19 protein-coding genes are annotated in these 25,850 nt (G+C 66.1%); 6 read left to right on the forward strand and 13 right to left on the reverse strand.

Annotated features, from left to right (window positions below):
• The first annotated feature begins 51 nt into the window (after window positions 1–51).
• From HK401_RS15360 to HK401_RS15370, 3 genes are all read left to right on the forward strand, one after another.
• Complete coding sequence (locus HK401_RS15360) at window positions 52–1,185, forward strand: metallophosphoesterase family protein (protein WP_181275535.1); 1,134 nt, start codon at window positions 52–54, stop codon at window positions 1,183–1,185.
• Window positions 1,182–3,800, forward strand: coding sequence for an AAA family ATPase (locus tag HK401_RS15365; protein WP_181275536.1), 2,619 nt, complete (start codon window positions 1,182–1,184; stop codon window positions 3,798–3,800). Before HK401_RS15360 ends, HK401_RS15365 begins: the two co-directional genes overlap by 4 nt.
• Before the next feature lie 79 nt (window positions 3,801–3,879).
• Window positions 3,880–4,113: a hypothetical protein gene (locus tag HK401_RS15370; protein ID WP_181275537.1), complete on the forward strand. Its 234-nt coding sequence runs from the start codon at window positions 3,880–3,882 to the stop codon at window positions 4,111–4,113.
• 16 nt (window positions 4,114–4,129) lie between these two features.
• On the opposite strand, the gene HK401_RS15375 is transcribed toward HK401_RS15370, so the two are convergent.
• The 5 genes from HK401_RS15375 to HK401_RS15395 all read right to left on the reverse strand — a co-directional run bounded on the left by HK401_RS15375 (window position 4,130) and on the right by HK401_RS15395 (window position 10,970).
• Window positions 4,130–5,836 carry a class I adenylate-forming enzyme family protein gene (locus tag HK401_RS15375; protein WP_181275688.1) on the reverse strand — a complete coding sequence of 569 codons (1,707 nt, stop codon included), beginning with the start codon at window positions 5,834–5,836 and terminating at the stop codon, window positions 4,130–4,132.
• A 287-nt stretch (window positions 5,837–6,123) separates the two neighbouring features.
• Window positions 6,124–7,833 carry a class I adenylate-forming enzyme family protein gene (locus HK401_RS15380; RefSeq protein WP_181275538.1) on the reverse strand — a complete coding sequence of 570 codons (1,710 nt, stop codon included), beginning with the start codon at window positions 7,831–7,833 and terminating at the stop codon, window positions 6,124–6,126.
• A gap of 105 nt (window positions 7,834–7,938) precedes the next feature.
• Window positions 7,939–9,144: an acyl-CoA dehydrogenase family protein gene (locus tag HK401_RS15385; RefSeq protein ID WP_181275539.1), complete on the reverse strand. Its 1,206-nt coding sequence runs from the start codon at window positions 9,142–9,144 to the stop codon at window positions 7,939–7,941.
• A 9-nt stretch (window positions 9,145–9,153) separates the two neighbouring features.
• The gene (locus HK401_RS15390; protein ID WP_181275540.1) at window positions 9,154–9,951 is read right to left on the reverse strand and encodes an SDR family oxidoreductase; all 798 of its coding nucleotides are present in this window, start codon (window positions 9,949–9,951) and stop codon (window positions 9,154–9,156) included.
• Window positions 9,948–10,970 (reverse strand): phosphotransferase family protein, encoded by a 1,023-nt coding sequence (locus HK401_RS15395; RefSeq protein ID WP_181275541.1) that lies wholly within the window; start codon window positions 10,968–10,970, stop codon window positions 9,948–9,950. The genes HK401_RS15390 and HK401_RS15395 overlap by 4 nt, the downstream gene beginning before the upstream one ends.
• A gap of 198 nt (window positions 10,971–11,168) precedes the next feature.
• Between HK401_RS15395 and HK401_RS15400 the strand changes: the two genes are divergently transcribed.
• A complete protein-coding gene (locus HK401_RS15400) occupies window positions 11,169–12,140 on the forward strand; it encodes an NADPH:quinone oxidoreductase family protein (protein ID WP_181275542.1) in 972 nt (323 codons plus the stop codon).
• A gap of 1 nt (window position 12,141) precedes the next feature.
• On the opposite strand, the gene HK401_RS15405 is transcribed toward HK401_RS15400, so the two are convergent.
• Both HK401_RS15405 and HK401_RS15410 read right to left on the reverse strand, forming a co-directional pair.
• Window positions 12,142–13,308, reverse strand: coding sequence for an acyl-CoA dehydrogenase family protein (locus tag HK401_RS15405; RefSeq protein WP_181275543.1), 1,167 nt, complete (start codon window positions 13,306–13,308; stop codon window positions 12,142–12,144).
• A gap of 134 nt (window positions 13,309–13,442) precedes the next feature.
• Window positions 13,443–14,822 (reverse strand): MFS transporter, encoded by a 1,380-nt coding sequence (locus tag HK401_RS15410; protein WP_181275544.1) that lies wholly within the window; start codon window positions 14,820–14,822, stop codon window positions 13,443–13,445.
• A 375-nt stretch (window positions 14,823–15,197) separates the two neighbouring features.
• On the opposite strand from HK401_RS15410, the gene HK401_RS15415 reads away from it, so the two are divergent.
• The gene (locus tag HK401_RS15415) at window positions 15,198–16,676 is read left to right on the forward strand and encodes an APC family permease (protein ID WP_181275545.1); all 1,479 of its coding nucleotides are present in this window, start codon (window positions 15,198–15,200) and stop codon (window positions 16,674–16,676) included.
• Entirely contained in the window at window positions 16,673–17,563 is an 891-nt protein-coding gene (locus HK401_RS15420) for a universal stress protein (protein ID WP_181275546.1), read from the forward strand. The genes HK401_RS15415 and HK401_RS15420 overlap by 4 nt, the downstream gene beginning before the upstream one ends.
• An 18-nt stretch (window positions 17,564–17,581) precedes the next feature.
• Here the strand turns inward: HK401_RS15420 and HK401_RS15425 are convergent, their stop codons facing one another.
• The 6 genes from HK401_RS15425 to HK401_RS15450 all read right to left on the reverse strand — a co-directional run bounded on the left by HK401_RS15425 (window position 17,582) and on the right by HK401_RS15450 (window position 25,757).
• Window positions 17,582–19,045, reverse strand: a complete 1,464-nt coding sequence (locus HK401_RS15425; RefSeq protein WP_258234260.1) for an amino acid permease — start codon at window positions 19,043–19,045, stop codon at window positions 17,582–17,584.
• A 246-nt stretch (window positions 19,046–19,291) separates the two neighbouring features.
• Window positions 19,292–20,899: a nuclease-related domain-containing DEAD/DEAH box helicase gene (locus HK401_RS15430; RefSeq protein WP_181275547.1), complete on the reverse strand. Its 1,608-nt coding sequence runs from the start codon at window positions 20,897–20,899 to the stop codon at window positions 19,292–19,294.
• A 90-nt stretch (window positions 20,900–20,989) separates the two neighbouring features.
• Window positions 20,990–21,715: a DeoR/GlpR family DNA-binding transcription regulator gene (locus HK401_RS15435; protein ID WP_181275548.1), complete on the reverse strand. Its 726-nt coding sequence runs from the start codon at window positions 21,713–21,715 to the stop codon at window positions 20,990–20,992.
• Between the two features lie 107 nt (window positions 21,716–21,822).
• Window positions 21,823–22,869: a 4-hydroxythreonine-4-phosphate dehydrogenase PdxA gene (pdxA, locus tag HK401_RS15440; protein ID WP_181275549.1), complete on the reverse strand. Its 1,047-nt coding sequence runs from the start codon at window positions 22,867–22,869 to the stop codon at window positions 21,823–21,825.
• A gap of 51 nt (window positions 22,870–22,920) precedes the next feature.
• Entirely contained in the window at window positions 22,921–24,264 is a 1,344-nt protein-coding gene (locus HK401_RS15445) for a four-carbon acid sugar kinase family protein (RefSeq protein WP_181275550.1), read from the reverse strand.
• Entirely contained in the window at window positions 24,261–25,757 is a 1,497-nt protein-coding gene (locus tag HK401_RS15450; RefSeq protein WP_181275551.1) for a GntP family permease, read from the reverse strand. Before HK401_RS15450 ends, HK401_RS15445 begins: the two co-directional genes overlap by 4 nt.
• Window positions 25,758–25,850: the final 93 nt, after the last annotated feature.

The following is a 25,850-nucleotide window of genomic DNA, read 5'->3' on the forward strand; positions in this document are numbered from 1 at the left end:
CCGATACGGTGGGCACTCGCCCGTAGGATGGGATGAGATGAGGAGGAGCAGATGAGATTCATCGCCACGGGGGACTGGCAGCTGGGGATGACGGCCCACTACCTCAGCCCGGAGGCTCGCCCCCGCTTCCACCGCGCCCGACTCGACGTCGTCTCCCGCATCTGCGAGCTTGCGGAGGAGCAGGACGCGGAGTTCGTGCTCGTCTGCGGAGACGTGTTCGAGACCAATCAGCTCGACCGCGCCATCATCGCCCGCACCTTCGAAGCCCTCGCCTCGTTCACCGTCCCCGTCGTCCTGCTGCCGGGCAACCACGACCCCCTCGACGCGGCATCGATCTATGATTCCCCGGCGTTCACCTCACGCGTGCCCGACCATATCCATGTGCTCCGCGACAGCGACCCCTTCGAGGTCGTCCCCGGTGTCGAGATCGTCGGTGCCCCCTGGTTCTCCAAGCATCCTCAAGGTGATCTCGTCGCCGCAGCGACGACCGACCTCGCCGAGGTGGCTCCCGGTTCCGTGCGCATCATCGCCGGTCACGGTGCCGTCAGCGTCCTCGACCCCGATCGGGAATCGTTGGCCACGATCGACACCGATCACCTCAGGGCACTGTTGCGCGAGGACCGTGCCCAGTTCGTCGCCCTCGGCGACAGACACGCCACCTTCGAAGTCGCCGACCGGATCTGGTACCCGGGAGCACCCGAGGTCACCTCCCGGCGCGAAGACGATCCGGGCAACGTCCTGCTCGTCGACATCGACGCCGACACCCATGCGACCGAGGTCGAGAAGATCCACCTCGGCACCTGGACCTTCAGCGTCATCGACGCCGACCTCAATTCCGCCGCCGACGTCGACGAGTTCGAACAGCGGATGAACGCCGTGGCGGACAAGGACCGCACCGCGGTCTGGCTCATCCTCCGCGGCACCCTGCCGACGGCGGCGAAGGCCCGTCTCGACGAGATCCTCGACCATTTCACCGACCTGTTCGCCCTCGTCTCCCTCTGGGAGCGTCACACAGACCTCGCGGTCATCGCTGCCGACGAGGACTTCGCCGACCTCGGCCTGAGCGGGTATCTGCAGGAGACCCTCGACGAACTCTCCGCTCGCGCCGCGGCCGAGGACGACACGGCGATCGCGGCCCAGGACGCCCTCGGCCTGCTCTACCGATTCGCCAGGAGCAGCTCATGAGACTCCACTCGATCACCCTCACCGATTACCGGGGCATCACCGAGTCCACCGTCGAATTCGGTCCCGGCGTGACGATCGTCGAAGGCCCGAACGAGATCGGCAAGTCCTCGATCCACCAGGCCATCACCCAGCTGCGCGAGGACAAGGCGAGTTCCCGGAAGGCCAGTGTCAAGGACACTCAGCCGGTCGGCTCCGACGTCGGCCCCCAGGTCGAACTGCACCTGAGCACCGGCGACTACGAGGTCCGCTATCGCAAACGCTGGCTCAAGCAGCCCTTCACCGAACTGCACATCCTGGCACCGGCACCCGAGCAGCTCAGCGGCGATGAAGCCCATGAACGCTTCCTCTCCCTCCTCGAGGAGACCGTCGACATCGACCTCCTCGATGCTCTCGACGTCGCCCAGGGCCGAAGTCTCGCCCAAGCACCGCTGGCCGAGATCAAGGCGCTGCACGGCGCGCTCAACACATCGGGGGAGGCCCCGGCCGATCACGATGCCTTCCTCGACCGGGTCGAGAGCGAATACCTCAGATTCTTCACGGCCAAGGGCAAGGAGACCGGAGAGCTGAAGAAGCTCACCGACGAGCTCCCGGCCGCCGAAGAGCGCCATCGGACCCTCGATGAGCGCAGCCGGGACATGGACGCGCTCGTCGAACGGCACGCTCGAGCCGCCGACCGCCTGGAGGCCGTCCGCGATCAGCTGACCGCGGCCGTGACCGAACGTGAGGAGGCCGAAGAGGCGGCGAAGGCCGTGTCCGGACTCAAGACCGAGTTCGAGCGCGCCGCCGAGGCGGCCGACTCCGCGAAACGCGAAGAGGAGCGGGCAGCGGAGGCCCATGACCGTCGCAGTCGCCTCATCGCCGAGACGACCGCCGCCGACGAGGCAGTGAAAGAGGCGGCAGCGAACCGGACGACGGTCACGGAGAGCGAACGCGATCAGGACGCCGTCGTCGCCCGATCACAGCGGGCCCTCGACGCCAGGCAGACCGAACTCGAGACCGCGCGGACCGAAGCGAAGACGGCATCCGCGAGCCTCGCTCATGCCCGCGCACGCCGTGAAGTGAGCGAACTGCGCAGGCGGTTGGCGAGCATCCGCGAACAGGAGAGCAGAGCAGCCGACGCGAGGGCGACGATCGGTTCGATCACTGTGACGGCGAAAGACGTCGACCACCTCGGCGGCCTCGTCACCGAGGTGCGCATCGCACAGAAGGCGAAGACCGCCGCGGCCGCCCACATCATCGCCAGGCGCCTCGGGGACACCGACGTGAGGATCGACGGAACCACGCTCTCAGAGACGACCGATGCCGAGTTCGCCGTCGTCAACGATACAAGCATCGTCATCGACTCCGTCGTCGACATCACGGTTCGGCCGGGTCAGTCCCCGGCCGAACTCGACCGTGCCGTCGATCGGGCACGCAGCGAACTCGACGCCGAACTCGAACGACTCGGCGTCGACTCGCTCGACCAGGCGCGTGAGCGAGCTGAGGTGCGCACGAATGCCGAAGCGCTGCTGGCGGAGGCGAACTCGACGCTGCGGGCGCTCATCGGCGACGACGACCGCGACCGGCTCGATTCGGCGCTGTCTCGGGCCGAACAGCTCATCGTCGAAGCAGGAGAACCTGCGGGAAGCGACGCCGAGGTCGATGCGACGACGATCGACGAACTCGAAGCGAGAGTCGACACGACCACGGCAGCGGTCGACACCGCACAGGATGCCGTCGACAAGGCCCGCGCCGCGCTCGATCGCACACGCGCCGACCGCGACCAGGCACGGGTCGCCGCGGTCCGAGCGCAGGCTCAGCACGAACAGGCGATGACGGCTCTTGAGAACCTCACCGCGCGACTGGCAGCCGATCGGGACGCTCACTCCGATGAGGCGCTGAAGGACGCACACGCCGACGCGCTGGAACAGTCTCAGAAGCGTGTGGGAGAGGTCGAAGCGGCTCGGGCACGCTATGAGGCCGCCGACCCCGAGACCCTGGAGATGCGGCTGCAGAACGCTCTCCAGCTCCTCGACAGCAAACAGCAGGAGCAGGAGACCGGGCGGCAGGAGGTCGATCGGCTCTCGGCGCTCATCGACGACCGGGCGGCGGAGGGCATCTACGACAGACTCAAGGCCGCGGAGGAGTCCCTGGATTCGCTGCGCTCACGGCTGGCACGCCTGCGCCGGGAGGCGGAGGCGGTCCGCCTGCTGCGGGAGACCGTGCTCGCCCACAAGGAAGAAGCGCAGCGACAGTACGTGGCCCCGTTCAAGGAGCAGATCGAACGGCTCGGACGGGTGATCTTCGGCCAGGGGCTGTCGGTGGAGATCTCCGAAGACCTCGAGATCGTCTCCCGCACGCTCGACGGCCGCACGGTGAGCTTCGAATCGCTCTCGGACGGAACGAAGGAGCAGCTGGCACTCATCGGACGCCTCGCCGTGGCCACCCTCGTCGATGAGTCCTCGGGTGCTCCGGTCATCCTCGATGACGCATTCGGCTTCGCCGATGAGAAGCGTCTCTCCGCGCTCAACGTCATCCTCGGCAATGTCGGCCGCAATGCGCAGGTCATCCTGCTCACCTGCCAGCCCGATAGGTTCGCACGCCTCGGCGGAGCACGCACCGTCAGTCTCGGCTGAATGCAGTTCCCGCCGGGGCCGGACCGAACGGATCCGCCTTGCCTCAGTTCGGCAAGTGACCATGCGCTAACCTGTGCATATGACCGAGAAGACCTATGCCGACGAAGCCATCGTCCGCTGCTCAGGCGATGGGTACTACCGGACACGCTGGATCCCTCTGGTGTCGTTCAAATCGATCCGCTTCGGCGCCTACCGGTTCCAGAGATGCCCGGTCCATGGCCGATGGGAGATGGCGGGAATCGTCGATGACGCGGATCTCACTCCGGAGATCCGCAGCACAGCGGAGAGATATCCGGCCTCCCGCATCCCCTGACCGACTCCGAAACTCGTCAGTCGGAGCCCACTGTCCCCTGTGCCGCATTCGTGGCCGCCTGAGCTGCCTCGACGGCATCGGCGCGGATGCTCCGGCGCAGGATCTTGCCCGAAGTCGTCTTCGGCAGCTGCTCGAGGATCGTGACATGGTGGGGTGCCTTGAACGCGGCCAGACGCTCCCGGCAGAAGCCGATGATCTCCTCAGCCCTCGCCTCGGCGCCGGGACGGAGAGTGACGAACGCGGCGACGTCCTCACCGCGGTACTCATCGGGGATGCCCACGACCGCCGCCTCCTCGATGCCCGGGTGGGTGTAGAGGACGTCCTCGACCTCACGGGGCCAGACCTTGAACCCTGAGGCGTTGATCATGTCCTTCATCCGATCGACGATGAACAGCCACCCGTTCTCGTCCATGAACCCGACATCGCCGGTGCGCAGCTCGCCTCCGGGAATCTGCGCGGCCGTCGCCTCCGGGTCGTTGAGATAGGCGGGAACGACCGACGGGCCGGAGACGGCCACCTCGCCGACCTCGCCCGGACCGAGCGAGGCACCGGAACCGTCGATGATGCGCACCGACGTGTCGACCTGGGGCAGACCGCAGGAGAGATTGCCGCTGTTCTCGTCCACCGGTGCCCGCATCCCGGCCGGCACCGAGGCGACCTGTGCACAGGTCTCGGTCAGACCGTAGCCCTGTTGAAGGTAGATTCCGGTCTTCTCTTCGAACCGATCGACGAGCCCTTCGGGCAGGGGAGCACCACCGGACTTCAGGCGTCGGAACGAGGAGAAGTGATCCTCGGTGAAGTCGGGGTGGGCGAGCATCGCAGTGTAGACGGTCGCCGGTCCGACCATATACGCCGGGCGCTCGCGACGGCACAGCTCCAGCATCGGACCCGGCTGGAAACGGTAGTTGAGGATGAGCCGCGCCCCACCGGCGACGGCAGCCACGAACTGACTGACGAATCCGGTGATGTGGAAGAGCGGAGCGAGAGTCGCATACCCCTCACCAGGGGTGTACGACGAGGTGCGCACCGCCTGGCGGGCGTTGTTCGACACATTCGCATGGGTGGCCATCGCCCCTTTCGACTTCCCCGAGGTGCCCGAGGTGAACACGACGAGAGCCGTGTCCTGGGCGACAGGCCGTTCCGGGACGAAGCCGTCGTCGAGGTGCTCAGCGACGACGGTGCGGAAGTCGAAGGCATCGCTGACGGGAGGCAGATCCGAGAACGCGGAGAAGATCGAATCAGGTCCCTCGACCTGAAAATCACCATCATCGCTGAGGACGACGAGCGGCAAGGACTCGGCGAAAGGCCGTACACGGTCGAGATAGGCCGCCTTCGAGGCGATGATGCCCTTGACCTCGGCGGTGTCGAAGATGTGCACGAGTTCGCCGCGATACATCGGATTGAGCGGCACGACGGCACCGCCGGCCTTCCAGATCCCGTAGCTCGCGATGACGAACGCCGGGGTGTTCTGGTCATAGATTCCGATGCGATCACCGCGGGTGACTCCGTGCGATGCGAGGAACGAGGCGAAGGCGCTGCTCCAGCGGTCGAACTCGGTCCACGTGAGCGAGAACCCGTAGTAGCTGATCGCCGTGGCCTCGCCGCGTGCCCTGACCGTTGCGGCCAGGTCGGCCACGGTCGTCGACGGTTCCAGAACATTCGGCTGCGGAGCCGCATCGCCCCAGGTCGCCATCCACGGCCGTGATTCGAACCAATCACCCATGCTCACCACGTGCTTTCTTCGCGCTCTTCACTTCTCGGAGACTCACTCCGTCCCCGCACGGGGACACGCTACTCTTCCGCACCTCGGACGGCAATCGAACGATCGACCAGGCAGTTCGAGCAGTCCGAACGGTCGCATCCGCTGATTGACTCGGACGCAGTTTGGGACAGCAAGTTGCGGACGATCCGTGCGGGAATTCGCGTTCGGAACCCGCACGGATCGTCCGCAACTCGGCAGTTGTCGCGGCGAACGGCCGCATTGCGAAGCGGCAGCCGTCAGAGTCTCCCTCAGTGAGACCCGGTGGCCCCCTGCGCTTCCTCTCGAGCCGCCTGAGCTGCGTCGACGGCGTCAGCACGGATCGTGCGGCGCAGGATCTTGCCCGAACTCGTCTTCGGCAGCTGGTCGATGAACGTGACCTGGTGCGGTGCCTTGTAGGAGGCCAGACGCCCACGGCAGAAGGTGATGATCTCCTCAGGAGTCGCCTCGGCGCCGGGTTGGAGCGTGACGAACGCGGCGACGTCCTCGCCGCGGTAGTCATCGGGGATGCCGACGACCGCGGCCTCCTGAATCGCCGGATGCGTGTAGAGGACGTCCTCGACCTCGCGCGGCCAGACCTTGAAGCCGGAGGCGTTGATCATGTCCTTCTTGCGATCGACGATGAACAGCCACCCGTCCTCACGCATGAACCCGACGTCCCCGGTGCGCAGTTCGCCGTTGGGGATCTGCACGGCTGTCGCCTCGGGATTGTTGAGGTAGCTCGAGACCACCTGCGGTCCGGAGATCGCGACCTCACCGACCTCACCCGGTCCCACGGGCTCACCATCGTCATCGAGGATGCGGATGAGGACGTCGGGCTGGGGCAGCCCGCATGCGAGATTCCCGCTGTCGGGGTCGACGGGAGCGTTGAACCCGTGCGGCACGGTGGCCACTTGGGCGCAGGTCTCCGAAAGGCCGTACCCCTGGCCGACGTAGATGTGTGCGCGTTCCTCGAACTTCCTGACCAGCCCCTCCGGCAGGGGAGCCCCGCCGGACATCATCGACTTGAACGAGGCGAACTTCTCCGGGTCGAAGTCCGGATGCGCCATCAGGGCGGTGTAGACCGTCGCGGGCCCGGCCATATAGGCGGGCTTCTCCGCAGCGCACAGGGCGATGAACGAACCAGGCTCGAACCGGTAGTTGAGGATGAGCCTGGCCCCACCGGCGACCGAGGCGAGGAACTGGCAGATGAAGCCGGTGATGTGGAACAGCGGGGCAAGGGTGAGATACCCGTCGCCGGGGCCGAGCACGGGGTTGCGCAGACAGTAGCGCGAATTGCTCGAGATGTTCGCATGCGTCGCTGCCGCTCCCTTCGACCGCCCCGAGGTGCCCGAGGTGTAGGCGATGAGAGCGAGGTCGGCAGGTGCGGGGGAGTGAGGAGTGAAATCGGTGTCGAGGTTGTCATCGACGGCCGTCGCGAAATCGGGCAGATCGGGGATTTCGGGAAGCTGCGCGAACATCGAGAAGATCGCGTCCGGACCGTGCTTCTGGAAACTTCGATCGTCACTGAGGACGACGAGCGGCAGTTCGCCGGCGTAGTCCTTGACCCGATCGAGATAGGCGGCCTTCGACACGATGAGTCCGCTGATCTGCGAGTCCGCGAAGATGTGCTCGAGTTCGCCCCGATACATCGGATTGAGCGGCACCACCGCTCCGCCTGCCTTCCAGATGGCATAGGTCGCGATGACGAAGGCCGGGGTGTTCTGGTCGTAGATGCCCAGCCGGGCCCCGGGCGCGATTCCACGGGAGGCGAGGAACGCCGCGAACGCCGTCGTCCGCCGATCGAATTCGGCCCAGGTCAGCCGGAAGCCGTAGTAGGTGAAGGCCTCGTCGTCACCGCGGGCAGCGACGGTCGCGGCAAGATCGTCGAGAGGTGTCGAATCGGGCAGAACATAGGGCTCGTGGGCGAGGTCGCCCAGTGTCGTGATCCAGGGACGAGTGTCATACCAGCTGTTCGTCATCGAACATCCTTTCAGATGGGTACCCGGTCGAAACCTCTCTGGGGGTCTCGACCGGCTGGGTGCCGTGACTCGCGGGAGTCGGTCCAGCGGGCCACGGCCGAGACCTCAGCCTCGGTGCTTCTTGATCTCGTTGCGGGCGATGGAGCGTTTGTGCACCTCGTCGGGCCCGTCGGCCAGTCGCAGGGTGCGCATATGCGCCCAGAGCCGGGCCAGTGGGAAGTCGTCGGTGACTCCGCCGCCGCCGTGGACCTGGATCGCACGGTCGATGACTTTGAGCGCCATCGACGGGGCGACGACCTTGATCTCGGCGATCTCGTTCTTCGCGACCTTGTTGCCGTACTTGTCCATCATGTCCGCGGCGTGCAGGGTGAGCAGGCGGGCCTGGTCAATCTCGATCCGGGATTCGGCGATCCAGTCCTGGATGTTCGACCGATCTGAGAGCTTCTCACCGAAGGTCACGCGCGATTCGGCGCGCTTGACCATGAGTTCGAGCGCCCGCTCGGCGGCTCCGATGGCGCGCATGCAGTGATGGATGCGGCCGGGTCCCAGCCGGGCCTGGCTGATGGCGAACCCTTCGCCTTCGCCTTTGAGGATGTCCTTGAACGGGACGAGTACGTCCTCGAAGACGATTTCGGCGTGTCCCTCCCGGTCGGCATAGCCGAAGACGGGGAGGTTGCGGACCACGGTGACCCCGGGAGCGTCGATGGGGACGACGAGCATCGACTGCTGCCGGTGCACCTCGGCGCTGGGATCGGTCTTGCCCATCACGATGAGCACGCGGCAGTTGGGGTGCATGCCGTTCGAGGCGAACCATTTGCGGCCGTTGAGCCGGAATCCATCGTCGGTGCGTTCCATGCGCATCTCGACGTTCGTGGCGTCGGAGCTGGCCACGGCCGGTTCGGTCATGGCGAACGCCGAGGCCATCGTGCCCTCGAGCAGCGGACGGAGGTACTTCTCCTTGTGCTCATCGGTGCCGAAGAGCGTGAAGACCTCCATATTGCCCGTGTCCGGGGCGTTGCAGTTGATCGCCTCGGGGGCGATCTCGATGCTGCGTCCGGTGATCTCGGCCAGCGGCGCGTATTCGAGATTCGTCAGGCCCGGCCCCCAGTCGGGATGCGGGTGGAAGAGATTCCACAGCCCCCGCTTCTTCGCCTCAGCCTTGAGATCTTCGAGGACCTGCGGCTGGGTGTGCGGGCTGTCGGACGCGGCCATCTGTTCGTGGTAGACGGATTCTGCCGGGTAGACGAACTCGTCCATGAAGGCGGTGAGCCGTTCCTGGTATTCGCGTCCGCGTTCGGTGGTCTCCAACACGTTGACTCCTCAACTCTCGTTCAATCGGGACTGATAGCGGGACATACCCCGCAGCCAGCGTTCGTAGTCGCTGCCTTTCATGCGGTACATCTCGAGCACTTCGGGGTGGGGAAGGATGAGGAACTCCTCCCGCTCGACGGAATCGAGGACGATGACGGCGACCTGCTCGGGTTCGAGCACGGTCCCGGCCTCGGTGACCGCCCGCTGTGCGGCCCCGCCTTCGTCCCCGGCGGCATCGAGCAGCGCGGTGTTGACCCCCATCGGGCAGATCACCGAGGCGCGGATCCCGTCATCCCGATACGTCATCGCCAACCATTCGGCGAAGCCGACCGAGGCGTGCTTGGTCACCGAATAGGCCGCCGACCCGATCTGCGTGAGCAGACCCGCCGCCGAGGCGGTGGCGACGAAATGCCCGGATTCGACCTCCTGCCAGCGGGGGATGAGCACCTGGGCGGCGCGGATGTGGGCGCGCATGTTGACGTCGATGATCGGATCCCAGTCCGCGTCGGATTCCCCGAGCATGGCCGGACCGATGATGCCGGCATTGGCGAAGTAGAGATCGACCCCGCCGAGGCGGTCGTCGGCCAGAGCGATGAGCTGCCCGATGCCGTCGACCGTGGAGACGTCGCCGACCCACCCGTGGGCCCGATCGCCGAGGTGGGAGGCTGTTTCGGTGACCGCCGGATCGAGGTCGGCGAGGACGACGGAGGCGCCGCGACCGAGCAGTTCGGCGGCCAGGGCCGCCCCGATTCCGCCTGCGGCGCCGGTGACGACGGCTCGAGCCCCGTCGAAGCGTGGTGTGCTCATGACTTCTCCAGCAGGGTCAGAGCCTGACCGGCCAGGTCTTCGACTCCCTCGCCGGCGACGTCCGGGTCAAGGTCGAGATCGCCCATCTGGCCGGCCTTCAGCCTGGTGTAGACGCCTTCGCGGATGCAGGCGAGCTTCCACATCGCGAACGCCGAGTAGTAGCCGACGTCGTGGACTTCGTGCCCGCTGACCTCCTGGTAGCGGGCGATGAGCGCCTCGGTGTCGGGGAAGCCGTCCGCCGGTGTCGGCACCCAGATGCTCGTGTACTCCTCGGGCACTGTGAGCATCGCGATGAAGTAGCCGAGGTCGGTGAGCACTTCGCCGACCGCGGTGAGTTCCCAGTCGACGACGGCATTGAGTCCGCCCCCGGGCGCGAAGATCATATTGTTCGGTTTGAAGTCGCCATGCGCGAGTCCGACGGGACTGCCTGCCGGGTCCGGCATCGACTCCAGGAGCACGTCGTGGACTTCGTGGATCATCGGTGTCTCACGCGTGGCGATGTGTTCGACCTGGCCCAGCCAGCGCCGCAGCTGCCGTTCGATGAGTCCGCCCGGCCTGCGCAGATCGCCGAGGCCGACCGCGTCGATGTCGACTGAGTGGATGGCCGCGAGGGCATCGATCATGCCGAAGGCGCAATCGGGCTTCGACTCATCGGGGATCGACGACCAGTCCGACGGGGTGTTGATCGCGAAGCCGGGGCAGTGATCCATGAACACAAAGGGCACATCGAGGACCTCGGGATCGTCGACGATGTCGAGGACCGTCGGCACGGGCACGGTGCTGTCGGTGAGTGCAGCCATGATCCTGCCCTCGCGGGCGACATTGTGGGCGCTGCCGCCCTCATGTCCGAGCGGTGGGCGGCGCAGCACCCAGCGCGGTCGGCCGTCGACGGTGATCGTGAAGGTGAGATTCGACCGGCCGATCGACATGACCTCGACGTCGAAGTCGCTCACCCCGAATCGCTGTGAGATCCATCGTCCGATGGACGCGGTGTCGAAACCTGCCGGTGGATGTGTCAACGGTGACCCTCCCGAGTGAACAATCGTTCAGTTTCGTTTACAGTATTCAACCAAGGCCTGCGAGTCAAGCCGAAGAAGTGACCGCGGTCACCGCCGGATGTGATACGTCTGGACAGGCCGCGCCGACGCGCGAAAGCGTCTGAGAACTGACGCACCAATGCGTTCGAGAAGAACCGAACACAGCGAAGTGAGGACCCGATGAAAGCTGTTCATGTCACCGCCCTGACCGGCCCCGATGATGTCGAGATCGCCGAGGTGGACCGACCCGTGCCGGGGGAGGGGCAGGTCCTCATCGAGGTCGCGTATGCCGGTGTGACCTTCCCCGAGCTGCTGCAGACCCGCGGAATGTATCAGACGAAGCACGAGCTGCCCTTCGTCCTCGGTTCGGAGGCCTCCGGCGTCGTCACCGAGGCGGGCCCGGGTGCGCGTTTCTCCGTCGGCGACCGTGTGGCCGCGATCACCGGGGTGGGCACCTTCGCCGAGTACCTCGTCGCCGACGAGGCGCAGGTGATGCCGCTGCCCGACGGGGTGAGCCTCGCCTACGGAGCGGGGATGCCGATGAACGTGCTCACCGCCGACTTCGCGCTGCGGCTGCGGGCGAACGTCCAGCCGGGTCAGAGCCTGCTCGTCCACGGCGCCGCCGGCGGACTCGGTTCGGCCAGCGTGCAGCTCGGTGCGGCAATGGGTCTGACGGTCATCGCGGTCGTCTCGACCGAGGCGAAGGCCGAGGTCGTCCGTGAGCTCGGAGCCGAGCAGGTCGTCCTCGCCGAGGGGTTCAAGGACGCAGTCAAGGAGATCCTGCCCGGCGGTGTGGACTATGTCCTCGATCCCGTCGGCGGTGACCGCTTCACCGATTCCACACGGGCGCTCGCCCCCTTCGGCCGACTTCTCGTTCTCGGCTTCACCGCGGGCGAGATCCCCTCGATCCGGGTCAATCGCCTGCTGCTGAAGAACATCTCCGTCGACGGTGTCGCATGGGGCGCTGCCACTCACGGCGACCCGGGCTTCATCGCAGCGCAGTGGGAAGCCGTGAGCGAGCATGTGGCAGCCGGGCGGCTCGATCCACGCATCCACGCGACCTACCCCCTGGCGAAGGCCGCCGAGGCGATCAAGGAACTCGACGAGCGCTCCGTCATGGGCAAGGTGCTCCTCGAGGTCGCCGGCGAGTGAGTCAGCGGGACCGGCGGCGGCCGGCGATGTCTCGGCCGATGAGGTCCTTCATCACCTCGTTGGCGCCGCCGAAGATCGCTTGGATGCGGTTGTCCTTGAAGGCTCGGGCGATCGGATACTCGAGCATGTAGCCGTATCCGCCGAAGAGCTGCAGGCACCGGTTGACGACCTCGATCTCGAGATCCGAGCCGAGGTACTTGGCCTTGGCGGCGTCGACGGCGGTGAGTTCGCCGGCGTTGAGTGCCAGCGCACAGCGGTCGATGAAGGCCTCGAGGGCATCGACGCGGGTCTCGAGTTCGGCAAGTTCGAAGCGTGTGTTCTGGAAGTCTCCGATGGTCTGCCCGAAGGCGGGGCGTTCGAAGACGTAGTCGGCCGTCCACTCGAGAGCCGCCCGTGCACCGGCGAGGGTTCCGGAGCCGATGAGCAGTCGCTCCGTGGGCAGATTGACCATGAGGTGGATGAAGCCGCTGTCGAGTTCTCCGAGCAGGGCATCGGAGCGAACCCGGACATCGGAGAATGAGAGCTCTGCGGTGTCTTGGGCATCCATGCCGAGCTTCTTGAGCGGACGTCCGCGTTCGAAGCCAGGGGCATCGGCATCGACGATGAACAGCGAGGTGCCGCGCGAGGGCTTCGCATCGGGGTTCGTGCGGGCGACGACGATGACGAAGTCGCAGTGGACTCCGTTGGTGATGAAGGTCTTCGTCCCGTTGATCACCCAGTCCTCGCCGTCGCGCACGGCCTTGGTGGTGATGCCCTGGAGGTCCGAGCCGGCATTCGGTTCGGTCATCGCGATCGCCCCGATCATCTCTCCCGAGGCGAGGCCGGTGAGGTACTTCTCCTGCTGCGTCTGCGTTCCGAAGGAGAGGAGATAGCCGGGGACGATGCCGTCCGAGACGCCCCACCCGCTCGTCGCCGATGCGACACCTCGGCGGGCGATCTCCTCGCTGCGGACCATCTCGAAGCGGAAGTCGGAGACCCCTGCGCCGCCGAACTCCTCGGGAATCGCCAGACCGATGATCCCGGTCTGTGCCGCCTTGCGCCACATCTGCCGATCGACGAGGTGGTCCTCCTCCCATTCCTCGAGGTGGGGGACCACCTCGCGGTCGAGGAAGGCGGCGACGGTGCCGCGGAACGCCTCATGGTCGTCGGTGTACAGATCTCTCTTCACGAGGGCGTCCTCTCAACGGTTCGTGGCACATGCTGATCGTTCGTTCAGATTTTCACGCGGGAGCGGACCCGTCAAGACCGATCGGGCCCACCGTGAGACGGTGGACCCGATCTGGATGCGGGGAGGCCGTTGGCTTACTTCGCGTCGTCGACGAGGTCGGTCTCCATGACCACGTCGGCGCCCTCCTCGGGAAGACCCGCTCCGCGCAGCGATGCACCCTTGGTCTCCTTCATGAAGATGGCTGCGATGAAGCCGATCACGCATGAGGCCATCACGAGGTAGGCGGGGATGATGGTGTTGTCCGTGGCATCGATGAGGCCCTGGCTGATCGACGGTGCTGTTCCTCCGAATACCGCGGTCGAGACGTTGTAGGAGATCGCGAAGCCGGCGAAGCGCACCGGTCCGGGGAACATCGCCGGGAAGGTCGCCGAGATCGTCGAGATCTGCGGAATGTAGAGGATTCCGAGCACGGCGAGGCCGATGAGGGCCCAGACGAAGCCGCCCTGCATGAGCATGAACATCGGAATCGCTGCGACGAAGAGCCCGATGAGCGAGAAGTACCAGACGGGTTTGCGCCCCACCTTGTCTGAGAGCATGCCGCCGAAGGGGATGAGGAGCATCATGAATGCCTGAACGAGGAACATCACCGTCAGCGAGGCATTCGGGCTCATGCCGACCGGGTCCTGCAGGTAGGTGGGCATGTAGGACAGCAGCGTGTAGTTGACGACGTTGACCGCGACGACCATGCCGCCGAGGATGAGCAGCTGCTTCCAGTAATCAATGAAGAGGGTCCGGAAGACCTCAAGCACCGATTTGTCCTGCCCCTCCTCGTCGAGCTCCTCATAGACGGGCGACTCGTCGAGCTGGTTCCGCAGGTAGAGGCCGACGACGCCGAGGACGCCGGCGAAGACGAACGGAATCCTCCACGCCCAGTCCGTCATCGTCTGCTCGCCGAGTCCGAGCTGGAGGAGGAGGACGAAGAGGGAGCCGGCGGCCATACCGGCCAGAGTGCCGAATTCGAGGAAGCTGCCGAAGAATCCACGGCGATTGTCGGGAGCGTATTCGGCCATGAAGGTCGCGGCGCCGCCGTATTCGCCGCCCGAGGAGAATCCCTGGATGACGCGGAGGGTGACGAGGATGATGGGCGCGGCCACGCCGATGGTGGCGTAGCTGGGCAGCAGCGCGATGCAGAAGGTCGAGCCGGCCATGAGCAGGATCGTCAGGGCCAGCACGCGCTTGCGGCCGAGACGGTCACCCATCGGGCCCCAGACGATGCCGCCGAGCGGCCGGAAGATGAAGGACACGGCGAAGACCAGCAGCGCCATGAGCTGGGCGTGTTCGCCGGGGAAGAAGTGCTGGGCCAGATAGGTGACCGAGACGGCGTAGAGACCGTAGTCGAACCATTCGGTCGCATTGCCGAGCGCCGAGGCGGCGACGGCCTTGCGGACGGTCTTGAGGTCGGGTTCTTTCGGGGATGCCGGTGCCTGCGCACCGTGGGTATTGGAGTTGCTCACGTTCTCCTCCGTTCGTGCAGGCCGTTCAGCAGGCGGCCCTGCAATAGAAGTGCGTTGTCACGCTACGAGCATTCGCTCAACGTTTCAAAGCCGGAAGCGCGTCAAACTCTCGGCGTGTCACTTCAGATGTTCTTGGATTCTAAGTCTCTCACCTGGAGTGATGTTTCGTGCGTGGGGTTCGTTCCGACAGGGCTCCATTCACAGGAGATGCTCCGGATATCGTTATCTCGAGTCGGTTGACAGACGACTTCTCGTCCCCGCAATGCTCAGCTCTTCGTCCTCCCGATGCCCTGCGACGGTGGTAATGTGCCGAACATGTGATCTGAGTCATGTTCGACCTGGCGGCAGATGCCATCGTCTCAAGGAGGACCACTCATGGGAGTGCTGAGGAAGAAGAGTGTCGACGACGTCATCAACCAGGACGCCGAGGGCGACGCGAAAGAGCATCTGCGCAAGAATCTCGGCGCGAAGGACCTCATCGGGTTCGGCATCGGAATCGTCATCGGCACGGGGATCTTCACCCTCACCGGTCTCGAAGCCAAGGAACACGCCGGACCGGCCGTGATGATCTCCTTCGTCGTTGCCGGTGTCGTGGCTCTGCTCGCGGCCCTGTGCTACGCCGAGCTCGCCGCTGCGGTGCCGACTGCAGGCAGCTCGTACACCTACGCCTACTCGACGATCGGTGAGATCTTCGCCTGGATCATCGCGTGGGATCTCATCCTCGAATTCGCCCTCGGGGCCTCGGTCGTGGCCAGGGGGTGGTCGGGATACATCGCCGGTGTCTTCGATCTGCCTTCGGAGTGGTTCGCCGAGGAGGGGTCGATCGTCAACTTCGGCGCCATCTTCATCTCCCTCCTCCTCGGCTGGGTGGCGATGCGCGGCATCCGCGAATCGAAGTGGGTGACCAACGGCCTCGTCGTCATCAAGGTCCTCATCTGCGTCTTCGTCATCGTCGTCGGTGTCTTCTACATCAAGACGGCCAATCTCGTGCCATTCATCCCGCCGGCGAAACCCGTCGAGGAGGGAACCGCCTCGGGACTGCAGGCCCCGCTGTGGCAGTGGGTGACCGGCATCGAGCCCTCGAGCTTCGGCGTCGTCGGCATCTTCGTCGCCGCAGCAGTCGTCTTCTTCGCCTACTCGGGGTTCGAAGCGATCGCCAACCTCGGCGAGGAGACGAAAAAGCCCTCCCGCGACATGCCGATGGGACTGCTCGGCACCCTTGCCATCTGCACGGTCCTCTACGTCGGTGTCTGCCTCGTCGTCACCGGCATGGTCCACTACTCGAAACTGTCCGAAGGCGACGCCGTCGCCGACGTGTTCACCCAGAACGGCCTCGGTTGGGCGGGAATCCTCATCGGCATCGCCGCGGTCGCCGGGCTGAGTTCGGTCATCCTCGTCGACATCGTCGCGATGGGCCGCATCGGCTTCGCGCTCTCCCGCGACGGGCTGCTGCCGGGGATCTTCTCGCGCATCCACCCGCGCTGGGGCACCCCGGTCCTCATGACCGGTCTGACGGTCGGCGCCGTCGTCCTGCTCTCCGGGCTGGTGCCGATCTCGGTGCTCGCGGAGATGGTGAGCATCGGCACGCTCTTCGCCTTCCTCGTCGTCTCGATCGCCGTCATCGTCCTGCGCAGGACCTCACCGAACATGAAACGGCCCTTCCGGACCCCGTGGGTGCCGTTCCTGCCGGTCGTGTCCGTGATCTCCTGCCTCGGGCTGATGGCCAGCCTGGCGGTTGAGACCTGGCTGCGGTTCCTCGTGTGGCTGCTGCTCGGGTTCGTCGTCTACTTCGCCTACGGCAATAGGAAGTCCCGCCTGGCGCGGAGGGAACGTGAGGAAGGAGCAGTGAAATGAGCGTTCTCGTCGGATTCGGGGTCGACACCAAGAGTCGAGCGAGCGTGAGGTTCGGCGCCGACCTCGCGCGCACCTCGAATGAGCCGCTCATCCTCTGCTGCGTCGTCCACGACCGCTTCTCGGCTGCGCAGATGTCGGACTTCTCAGGAGTCTCCGACGATTGGAAGAAGGAGATCAGAACGATGACGGCTGAGGCCGTCGAGAATGCGAAGGCGGCCGTGCCCGATGATGTCAGCGCCGAGGTGGTCATCCGGTCTGGTCGGTCGGTGACCCGAGTGCTCCACGACGAGTCCGTCGACCGCAGCGCGCAGGTTCTCGTCACCGGCTCGTCCGTGCGCGGTCCGCTGGGACGGATCGTGCTCGGCAGCACGACGGACCGGCTGGTCCATTCCTCGCCGCTGCCGATCGCGCTGGTTCCGCGCGGCTACTCCTCCGACCGCACCGAGGTGAAGCGGCTCGTCTTCGCCGTCGACCCGTCTCGCCGTACGGAGCGGTATTACGACTCGGTGGGGCGACTGGCCCGGTGGTTGGGCGTCGGTGTCGACGTCGTCACGTTCGCTGTCCGTCCGTCGCGGCCCAGCGGTCTGGGTGCCTTCAGCGACCAGGGAGTGTTCGCTTCGTGGAAGGAGCAGGTCCTGAGCGGGCAGGCGACTGTGGTCGGTGCGCTCGAAGACGCCGAGTCCGGGGCCACTGTCACCGGGACCGGGATCGTCACGGGGGAGCGCTGGTCGGCGGCGGTCAGCGAGTTCGACTGGCAGGACGGTGACGTCCTCGTCGTCGGATCGAGCGAGTCCGCACTGCACGGAGTGTTCCTCGGGTCCACGGCCACACACATCATGCGGCACTCGCCGGTGCCGATGATCATGCTTCCGCGACCCAGACGGTGACGTCGGGGCGAGGGAGGATCAAGACGAGGCCGAGTCCGCCTTCGCGGCTGCGGCGCGCTGGTCCATCGCCGGTGAGGTATCGACTCCGCGGGCGTTGAGTTTGCGTTTGACCAGCGGCCACACGGCGAAGAGCACGGCGGTGGCCACGAGGCTCGTCCACACCTGGGCGCGACCGTCTTCGCTCAGCAGCATGATGATGACGACACCGATGACCACGGCGATGAGGAAGATGTTGAGCACCGGCGTCAGCCACGACTTCAGGGTCAGGGCCGCGCGTTCGGCAGGCGTCAGCTTCATCCGCATGCGCCATTGGGCGAGGGCGATGAAGACATAGACGAAGAGTGCGACGAGGCCGCCGGAGTTCATGATGAAGTCGAAGATGCCCGATGCGGGGACGGTGAAATTCGCGACGACGGCGGCCAGTGCGCCGAGGCTGGAGGCGATGAGGGCGGCCACCGGCACATTCGTCTTCGACCTCTTGCGGATGATGTGCGGTGCGTAACCCTTGTCGGCCAGGGAGGCGAACATGCGAGAGGCCGAGTAGAGACCGGAGTTGAGGACCGAGATGACGGCGGTGAACAGCACGATCGTCATGATCTGCGCAGCACCGGGGAGTCCGAAGAGTCCGTAGACGTAGGCGAAGGGTGCGATCTCATCGGGGTCGGGAAGCCTGTCCCAGGGGACCGCGGTGACGACGATGAGGACTCCGCCGACGAAGAAGAGAAGAATGCGCCAGATGACGGTGTGCGTGGCCTGCGTGATGCCGCGGGCGGGATCGACGGATTCGGCGGAGGCCATGACGGCGATCTCGGTGCCGAAGTAGCTGAAGATGACGGTGGCGACACCGATCATCACTGCGCTGAAGCCCATCGGCATGAAGCCGCCGTGGTTCCACAGGTTCGACACGGAGTTCGTCGCGTGCGGCCAGAGGCCGAGAGCGAAGAGCGCACCGACGACGAGGAAGACGACGATCGTGATGACCTTGACGCTGGCCAGCCAGAACTCGACCTCACCGAAGACGCGCACCGACAGGATATTCGTGCCGATGAAGACGAGGACGAGGAGGAGCGACCACAGCCAAGTCGGGACGGCCGGGAACCAGCCGGAGAGGATTCCCCCGCCGACGACGGCCTCATAGGCGATGACACCGACCCAGAAGTACCAGTACAGCCAGCCGACGAGGTAGGCGGCCCAGCCGCCCATCGATTCGTTCGCGTAGTCCATGAACGAGCCGACCGACGGCCTGCGAGCAGACATCTCGCCGAGCATCCGCATGGCGAGGAAGACGAGGAGGCCGCCGATGAGATAGGAAATGATTGCGGCCGGTCCCGTCGAGCGGATGACGTTTCCGGAGCCGACGAACAGGCTGGCGCCGATGATCCCGCCGAGGGTGATCATGGTGATGTGTCGATTGCGCAGTTTCGCACTGCCGCCTGCTGCCGCTTCCGTGCCGGTGCTGCCGGTGTCGGTGGGTTCGCTCATCGAGCAATCTCCTTGAGAAGCAATGCCCGGTTCCGCTGTCGGATTCCGAGCTTCCAGGCAGTCTCTGTTGACACTGCCTCCGGGATTCTACACAAAGAATGCTCAACGGAAATTCATCCGCCCACCCACTGGCAGCACCCGGTGTTCCGAGGGTGCTGACGGTGTGAAGCGCTCACCCGTACCACTTCTTCGTGTCGGGGTCGCGGTAGGTGGATGGTCGATGGTCTCCGGTGGACCTGCCCGCGTTCAGGTCTCGCCGAACCAGCTGAGATCACCGACGATGACGAGTTTCGTCGTCGCCCTCGACATGCCGACGTAGAGCATATCGAGGGCCCGCTGCGGGTCGCGGAAACCGTTGACGCACAGCACGACGGCCGGACGTTCGAGTCCCTTGAACCCGAGGACATGACCGTAGAAGACGTCCTCGGCGGCGAAGAACTGGTCCCAGTAGGCTGATGTCCCCTCGTCCTCGACCACCTCGCGCTGGACCGGATGCCTCGACCCAGTGGTGAGCAGGGCGATGTCACCGGGGTTCCACCCGGCGTCCATGAGCGATTCGACCTGACCGTCGGCTGCCGCCATCGCCTCCTCGGCGCTGGTGTCGATCCAGTCGATGTCCTCGCCCGGACCGTTGCGGGCGATCGGCGGGTCGCTGACGAGGTCGGAGAACCCGGCGACGATCTGCTGGGAATTGCGGAGGTTCTCGTCGAGCTGGATCGGATTCATGGTGATGGGAGACTCGCCCTGGCGGTCGAAGATCCGCTGCCGTTCGTCGGTGAAGACGTAGAGCGTGCCCGCGAGCTGATTGCGCAGACACGACTGGACCGCGTCCCACCACAGCACGCTGAAATCCTGTCCCTCATCGATGACGATGGCGTCGAAGAGGCCTGTGCGGGGTCGCCCGTCGGCGAGTTCCTTGAGCATCGTCGGCAGGCGCAGTTCCCAGTACTCGGAGTCGTCGTCGCTGCCGCGGGCGGCGCCCCAGCTGATCGGCAGGTCGTGGAAGAGTCCGACAAAGGCAGGCCGGTCCGATTCGGGCCACTGAGCGGTGAAGAGCTGCAGGAACCGACCGAGTCCGCGCGAATAGCACATGAGGGCGACCTTGAGCCCCTGCTGGGTGAGCGATCGTGCCTTGAGCAGCGCGAGGTACGTCTTCCCGGATCCGGCACCGCCGCTGATCTCCGCACGGTTCTGATGCCGGAGGATGCGGATGAGCTTCGCCTGTTCCCGGCTGAGCGCATCCGCTCGATCGCCGATCTCGGCGGCCCGCAGCGCGAGGTTGTCGACGGCTTGGTTCGTGCGCTTGAGGTTCTTGATGACATATTCGTGGGTGAGCGTGGGATCGTCCCGGCCGGGGTCGAAGTCATAGCGGAGTTGGTCGGCCACGATGCCGGCGAGAGAGTCGAGCTGGGTGGCGTCGACGAGCTGCCGGCGCGGTGCGTCCGGCTGGTCCCAGTCGCCCGGCAGCTGCGAGTACGGGAAGACCGCCAGGTGGCTGACCGGGCCCGGCAGGGTCGACACGCGTGAGTGCAGATAGTCGACGAGGGTGTGCTTGGCGATCATCGCCTGGTCGAGCGGCGGCGTGGACAGGCGGCTGCGGGCGCCGTTGGATCCGTGGGTGTACCAGTCGCCGTCGACGACGTCGACGCGTCCGCCCTTGACCTCGATGACGGCGATGCCCATGCCCGGCCAGAGGACGAGGAGATCGATCTCGACGTCCTTGTCATCTCCTGTCAGACGCTGGCCGTGGATGAGCGTGGCATCGGCCGGCAGCTGCTGGATCAATCGATTCCAGACGAGCTCCTCGGCGGTGGAGTCGTGGAAATTCGGCTGCTCGGGAATCAGCGTGACCATAGCCCGAGACTAGCGCACAGCGGGTGTCGTCGACCGGAGACACCCGCGTGAGATTCGGCGACACCTGCTGTGTGCGGAGAAGCGGCGAACTCAGCCGTATTCGTGGGAGGCATGCTCATCGATGTGGATCCATCCCGGCGGCATCGGCGCCCAGGCAGCGACCTCACGTCCGGACTTCGAGGAATCGGCGAGCACGACGACGCTGCGGGCACGTTCGGAGATGAGCTCTTTCGTGCGTGCCTCATCGAGGGTGGGTTCACCGAGGCCGGTGTGCGGATCGACGGCATCGGCGCCGAGGAAGGCCACGTCGACGTGGATGCGGCCGAGGGCGTGATCGCTCAGCGCCCCGGTCGTGCCGTGGGACAGCGTCGAGACCTCACCGCCGACCATGACTACCTTCGGCCCCATCGGATGAGCGAGCGCGAGGGCGATCTCGAGGCCGCGGGTGACCACGGTGAGGTCGCCGCGGTCTCGGATCCGTTCGGCCAGGCGCACGGTCGTCGATCCGGCATCGAGGAAGATCGTGCGCACGCTCGCATCGGTGAGGTGGGAGAGCGCGCGGGTGACGATCGCGTCCTTCGCCTCGGCGTTGGTCTCCATCCGCTGTCCCAACGGCGGTTCGACGAATCCGGCCGCCGTCGCTCCGCCGATGGTGCGGATGACCTCTCCCGCCTCGGCGAGGTCGCGCAGATCGCGGCGGATCGTCGATGCGGAGGTCTCGAGCTCTTCGGCCAGCCGGGTGATCGTCCACGTTCCGGTCTTGAGCAGCGAGAGGATGTCCTCACGCCGTTTCTGCGTTCCTGTGCGGATGGCCATGGGCGGTTCCTCTCACTCACTCGTCCGGACGGATGCCGACCTGCTGAGCCCGACCGTGCGACCTCGGGCCGGGATCGGCCCGAGATCGGATCTGACGCAGGCTGGTCTCAGCGGGGCAGGTACTCCTCGCGGATACCGTCGACGAATGGAGCGTAGCCGATCGCAGCCCGGTAGGCCGAGCGCATCGTCCCGGCATCGGCGATTCCCCGACCGGCGATGTCGAAGGCGGTGCCGTGATCGACCGAGGTGCGCAGGATCGGCAGACCCACGGTGACCGAGATCGTTCCGTCGAAGTCGAAGGTCTTCGAGGCGATGTGTCCCTGGTCGTGGTACTGGGAGAGGATCCCGTCGAAACGTCCGGTCAGTCCCTGGTGGAAGACCGAATCGGCGGGGATCGGTCCGGCCACCTCGAAGGAGCCTGCGGCATTGACCTGCTCGACGGCAGGCCGGAGGATCTCGATCTCCTCGTCGCCGAACGCACCGTTCTCCCCACCGTGCGGGTTGAGCGCGGCGACGGCCAGCCTCGGCGAGGTGACACCGTAGAGCTGCAGCGCGCGGTGGGCCCGCTCGATCGAGTCGACCTGGGTCTCAACGGTGAGGGCATCGATGGCCCTGCGCAGCGACATGTGGCGCGTGGCGAAGAAGATCTGGAGTTTGTGCTCAGGAGTCTTCGTGTTCTCGACGACGAACATCGTGTCCTGCTTCGTCACACCGGTCAGCTCACCGAGCATCTCCGTGTGTCCGAGGTGGACCGAGCCCGACTTCCACACGGCCTCCTTGTTGATCGGCCCGGTGACGATGCCGGCGACCTGCTGATCCATGGCGGCCTTCGTGGCGACCTCGATCGCGGTCACCGAAGCCTGACCGGCGCGGGCGTCGACGACGCCCCATTCGGGCAGATCGTCACCGAGCACACCAATGTCGAAGACGTCGATGACGCCCTCGCCTGCGGCAGGGGTCGACCAGTCGGTGATCGCGCGGAGTTCGACGTCGAGGCCGAGGACCTCCACCGCTCGTCGCATCACGGACAGGTCGGCGACGGCGACGCCGTGCTGGTCATCGCGACCGGCGAACTCGGAGAGCACCTGGGCGGTGATCTCCGGTCCGATGCCGACGGGGTCTCCGACGGTGACGGCGAGTACGGGTGCGGTCATGGGCTTCTCCTCAGTGTATGGACGAATGGAATGGACAGGATGGGCCGCCGGTCAGCCTCGGCTGCGTGCGGCGTGGTCGAGGTGGTCGAAACAGAGCGCCGCCGTTCCGGCCTCACCGATCAGACCGCCCTTCGTCACGATCGGCAGTCCCGCGGCACGGCCTCCGGCGATGCGGCCGCCGACGGCGAGCGGAACGATCTCGGTGTCGATCTCCATGCCCAGCGCGTCGAGACCGGATAGAACGGCGGCGGTGACGTCACCGCCGGTGGTGTAGAGGCCGGCGACGTCGACCGTCTCCAACACCTCGGCCGTGATCATCGCCAACCGGCGGGGGATGAGCTCGGAATGTTCGGCGGTGAGTTCGCGCAGATCGTCAGCGTCGAGGACGGTGGCGATGACGATCGCCCGCGCCGAGGCGGCCGCACAGACCGCGCGGACCGTGGCCTCGACATCGGGCAGGCCCTCGGCATCGAGCTCGGCGCGCATGACGTGGAAGTCCGGATCCTCGGCCAGCGCGGCCAGCTGGGTGCGGGTGATCTCGGTGGCCGAGCCGGAGACCCCGAGCAGGATGCTGCGGTTCCGGGCGGGCAGGAAGGCACGGGCCAGGGACAGGCTGCCGGGCCCCGGATCGATGGCCACCCAGTCGAGGCGTTCGACTCCGCCCTCTGCCGCCTCACGCGTGAGGTCGGCGATGACGGCGGTGATGCGGTCGATGTGATCGAGGGTGAGGGCGTCGGCGACGATGACGTCGACACCGGAAGCGATGCCGGTGAGCACCTCAGCACGGATCGCTGTGGGGCCGGCCAGCACTGTGGAGATGTCGATCGTGTGACAGGCGAGCTCGGTGCCATCGGAGAGGATCGTCGCCACCTCGGAGGTGGTCATGGGGGAGCGGACGTCATGAGCCAGCTCCGTGTCCTCGAGCAGGTGGCCGTTGAGCAGCTGCCGACCGCCGACGGTGACCCGGCCGGAGCTCGGGAAGGCCGGCACACAGAGACCGAGAACCCGGGTCGGAGCGCTTCCGACCCCGGCGCGCGCTGTCGAGGTCAGGCTCGCACGGGCCCGCAGCGCCGCCTCGGCGGTGGCACCGACGTTCCCGCGCAGCGTCGTATCGATGCGGCAGGCGAGCAGGTCGACCTCACCGGCGGCCGCGACGATGGATGCGGTGATCGCTGCTGCCTCGGCAGGCGGCAGATGTCGGCTGTTCGCGTTGACGACGATCACGTCGCAGTCGTCGAGGGCAGCACTCAGCGACGACTCAGCGTCGGCGCCGGTGACGGTCATGGTTCTCAGCCCCGCCTCGGCGAAGAGCGCGCCGCAGGCGTTGCCGCCGGTGAGGTCGTCGGCGATGATGAGGATCCGCGGACTGAGCTCCGCCTGTTCGGTCACGCTCATACGATCAAGTCGAGCACGAACAGCAGCGGAATGGAACCCGCCCAGACGGCCGTGGTGATGCCCGACCAGCCCTTGATGGCGTTGATGCCGTCGAGTCCGGCGAAGCGGGTGACGACCCAGAAGTACGAGTCGTTGAAGTAGGAGAAGACCATCGATCCGGCAGTGCAGGCCATGACCGCCACGAGCGGATCGAGTCCCAATGGCTCCACCAGCGGAGCGGAGACCGAGGCTGCGGTGATCATCGCGACCGTGCCCGAGCCCTGGGCGATGCGCACGAGGGTGGCGATGACGAAGGGCACGAGGAGCGCGGGCAGGCTGATCGAGGCGATCGCCTCGGCGAGGGCATCACCGACACCGGATTCGGTGAGCACATTGCCGAACGCACCGCCGGCGCCGGTGATCAGCAGGATGAGGCCGGCCGAGGCGGCACCGTCGGCAAGCCAGCTCTGCACCTGGCTGCGCGGGGTCACGCGGGGCAGGAGGGTGTAGACGGCGAGGATGAGGCCGATGATGAGCGCCACGACCGGGTTGCCGAGGAACGCGAGCGGAGCGACCCATGTCGACGGTTCGTAGTCATCGCCGGACAGCGCACCCTGGGCGTTCTTGTCGATCGCCGTGGACACAGTGTTCGCGACGATGAGCAGCAGGGGGACGATGAGCGGGAGGAACCCGAGGAAGGCACCGGGCTTCTTCGCTGAGGTGGTGGCCGAGTCTGCTTCGGCATCGTCGCCGGTGGCGGCGACTCCATCCGTGTCGTCACCGGTGACGGTGGCCACGGAGCCGGTTGTGGCTCCGGTCGAGCCGGACTGGGACTCCGCGTTCGCCGAGGCGGCCGTGACCGAACCGTAGACGTCGTATTTGACGGCGGCGTTGAGGACGGGTTCGAGCTTCGGACCGATCCAGCGGGCGTAGATGACGACGACGGGCAGGAGGACGACGGTGAAGATCAGACCGGTGAGGATGACGGAGCCGATGTCGGCGCCGAGGATGCCGGTGGCGGCCAAGGGGCCCGGGGTCGGGGGAACCATGTGGTGGGTCAGCGTCATACCGCAGCCCAGCGCCAGGGCGAGGGTGACGTAGCCGCCGCGCTTGACGCGGGCGATCGAGCGGGCCAGCGGATTCATGATGACGTAGCCGGAGTCGCAGAAGACGGGAATCGAGACGAGGGAGCCGACGGTGCCCATCGCCCAGGGCTCGCGGCCTTTCCCGAAGATGCGGAGGAAGGCTCGGGCGAGGGAGTCGGCGGCCCCGGAGACTTCGAGGATCTTGCCGATTCCCACGCCGAGGCCGATGACGATGCCGATGCTGGCCAGGGTGTTGCCGAAGCCTGTGGTGATCGCATCGACGAGGCTGAGCAGGTCTTGACCGGCGACGATGCCGGTGACGACGGATGCGACGAGCAGGGCGATGAAGGCGTCGAGGCGGGTCGCGAGCACGATGACGACGATCGTCGCGATCCCGGCTGCGAGCGACAGGATGAGTTGCAGATCCATGAGATCCTCCGCAGTGAGGCCGAACCGGGGCGGTCCGGGACCGACTCGATGAGTCGGCGTGGATGTGAGCTGACCATGAAGTTGAACAGTCTG

It is taken from the genome of Brevibacterium oceani (assembly GCF_013623835.1).
GTDB classification, from domain to species: domain Bacteria; phylum Actinomycetota; class Actinomycetes; order Actinomycetales; family Brevibacteriaceae; genus Brevibacterium; species Brevibacterium oceani.

Excerpts from the sequence above, each read along its gene's own strand:
- HK401_RS15445 (WP_181275550.1), bottom strand. The coding sequence starts at position 24,264 with ATGAGCGTGACCGAACAGGCGGAGCTCAGTCCGCGGATCCTCATCATC.
- HK401_RS15380 (WP_181275538.1), bottom strand. The coding sequence starts at position 7,833 with ATGACGAACAGCTGGTATGACACTCGTCCCTGGATCACGACACTGGGC.
- HK401_RS15415 (WP_181275545.1), top strand. The coding sequence starts at position 15,198 with ATGGGAGTGCTGAGGAAGAAGAGTGTCGACGACGTCATCAACCAGGAC.
- HK401_RS15390 (WP_181275540.1), bottom strand. The coding sequence starts at position 9,951 with ATGAGCACACCACGCTTCGACGGGGCTCGAGCCGTCGTCACCGGCGCC.
- HK401_RS15425 (WP_258234260.1), bottom strand. The coding sequence starts at position 19,045 with ATGAGCGAACCCACCGACACCGGCAGCACCGGCACGGAAGCGGCAGCA.
- HK401_RS15365 (WP_181275536.1), top strand. The coding sequence starts at position 1,182 with ATGAGACTCCACTCGATCACCCTCACCGATTACCGGGGCATCACCGAG.
- HK401_RS15360 (WP_181275535.1), top strand. The coding sequence starts at position 52 with ATGAGATTCATCGCCACGGGGGACTGGCAGCTGGGGATGACGGCCCAC.
- HK401_RS15400 (WP_181275542.1), top strand. The coding sequence starts at position 11,169 with ATGAAAGCTGTTCATGTCACCGCCCTGACCGGCCCCGATGATGTCGAG.
- HK401_RS15450 (WP_181275551.1), bottom strand. The coding sequence starts at position 25,757 with ATGGATCTGCAACTCATCCTGTCGCTCGCAGCCGGGATCGCGACGATC.
- HK401_RS15430 (WP_181275547.1), bottom strand. The coding sequence starts at position 20,899 with ATGGTCACGCTGATTCCCGAGCAGCCGAATTTCCACGACTCCACCGCC.
- HK401_RS15370 (WP_181275537.1), top strand. The coding sequence starts at position 3,880 with ATGACCGAGAAGACCTATGCCGACGAAGCCATCGTCCGCTGCTCAGGC.
- pdxA (WP_181275549.1), bottom strand. The coding sequence starts at position 22,869 with ATGACCGCACCCGTACTCGCCGTCACCGTCGGAGACCCCGTCGGCATC.
- HK401_RS15375 (WP_181275688.1), bottom strand. The coding sequence starts at position 5,836 with ATGGGTGATTGGTTCGAATCACGGCCGTGGATGGCGACCTGGGGCGAT.
- HK401_RS15435 (WP_181275548.1), bottom strand. The coding sequence starts at position 21,715 with ATGGCCATCCGCACAGGAACGCAGAAACGGCGTGAGGACATCCTCTCG.
- HK401_RS15420 (WP_181275546.1), top strand. The coding sequence starts at position 16,673 with ATGAGCGTTCTCGTCGGATTCGGGGTCGACACCAAGAGTCGAGCGAGC.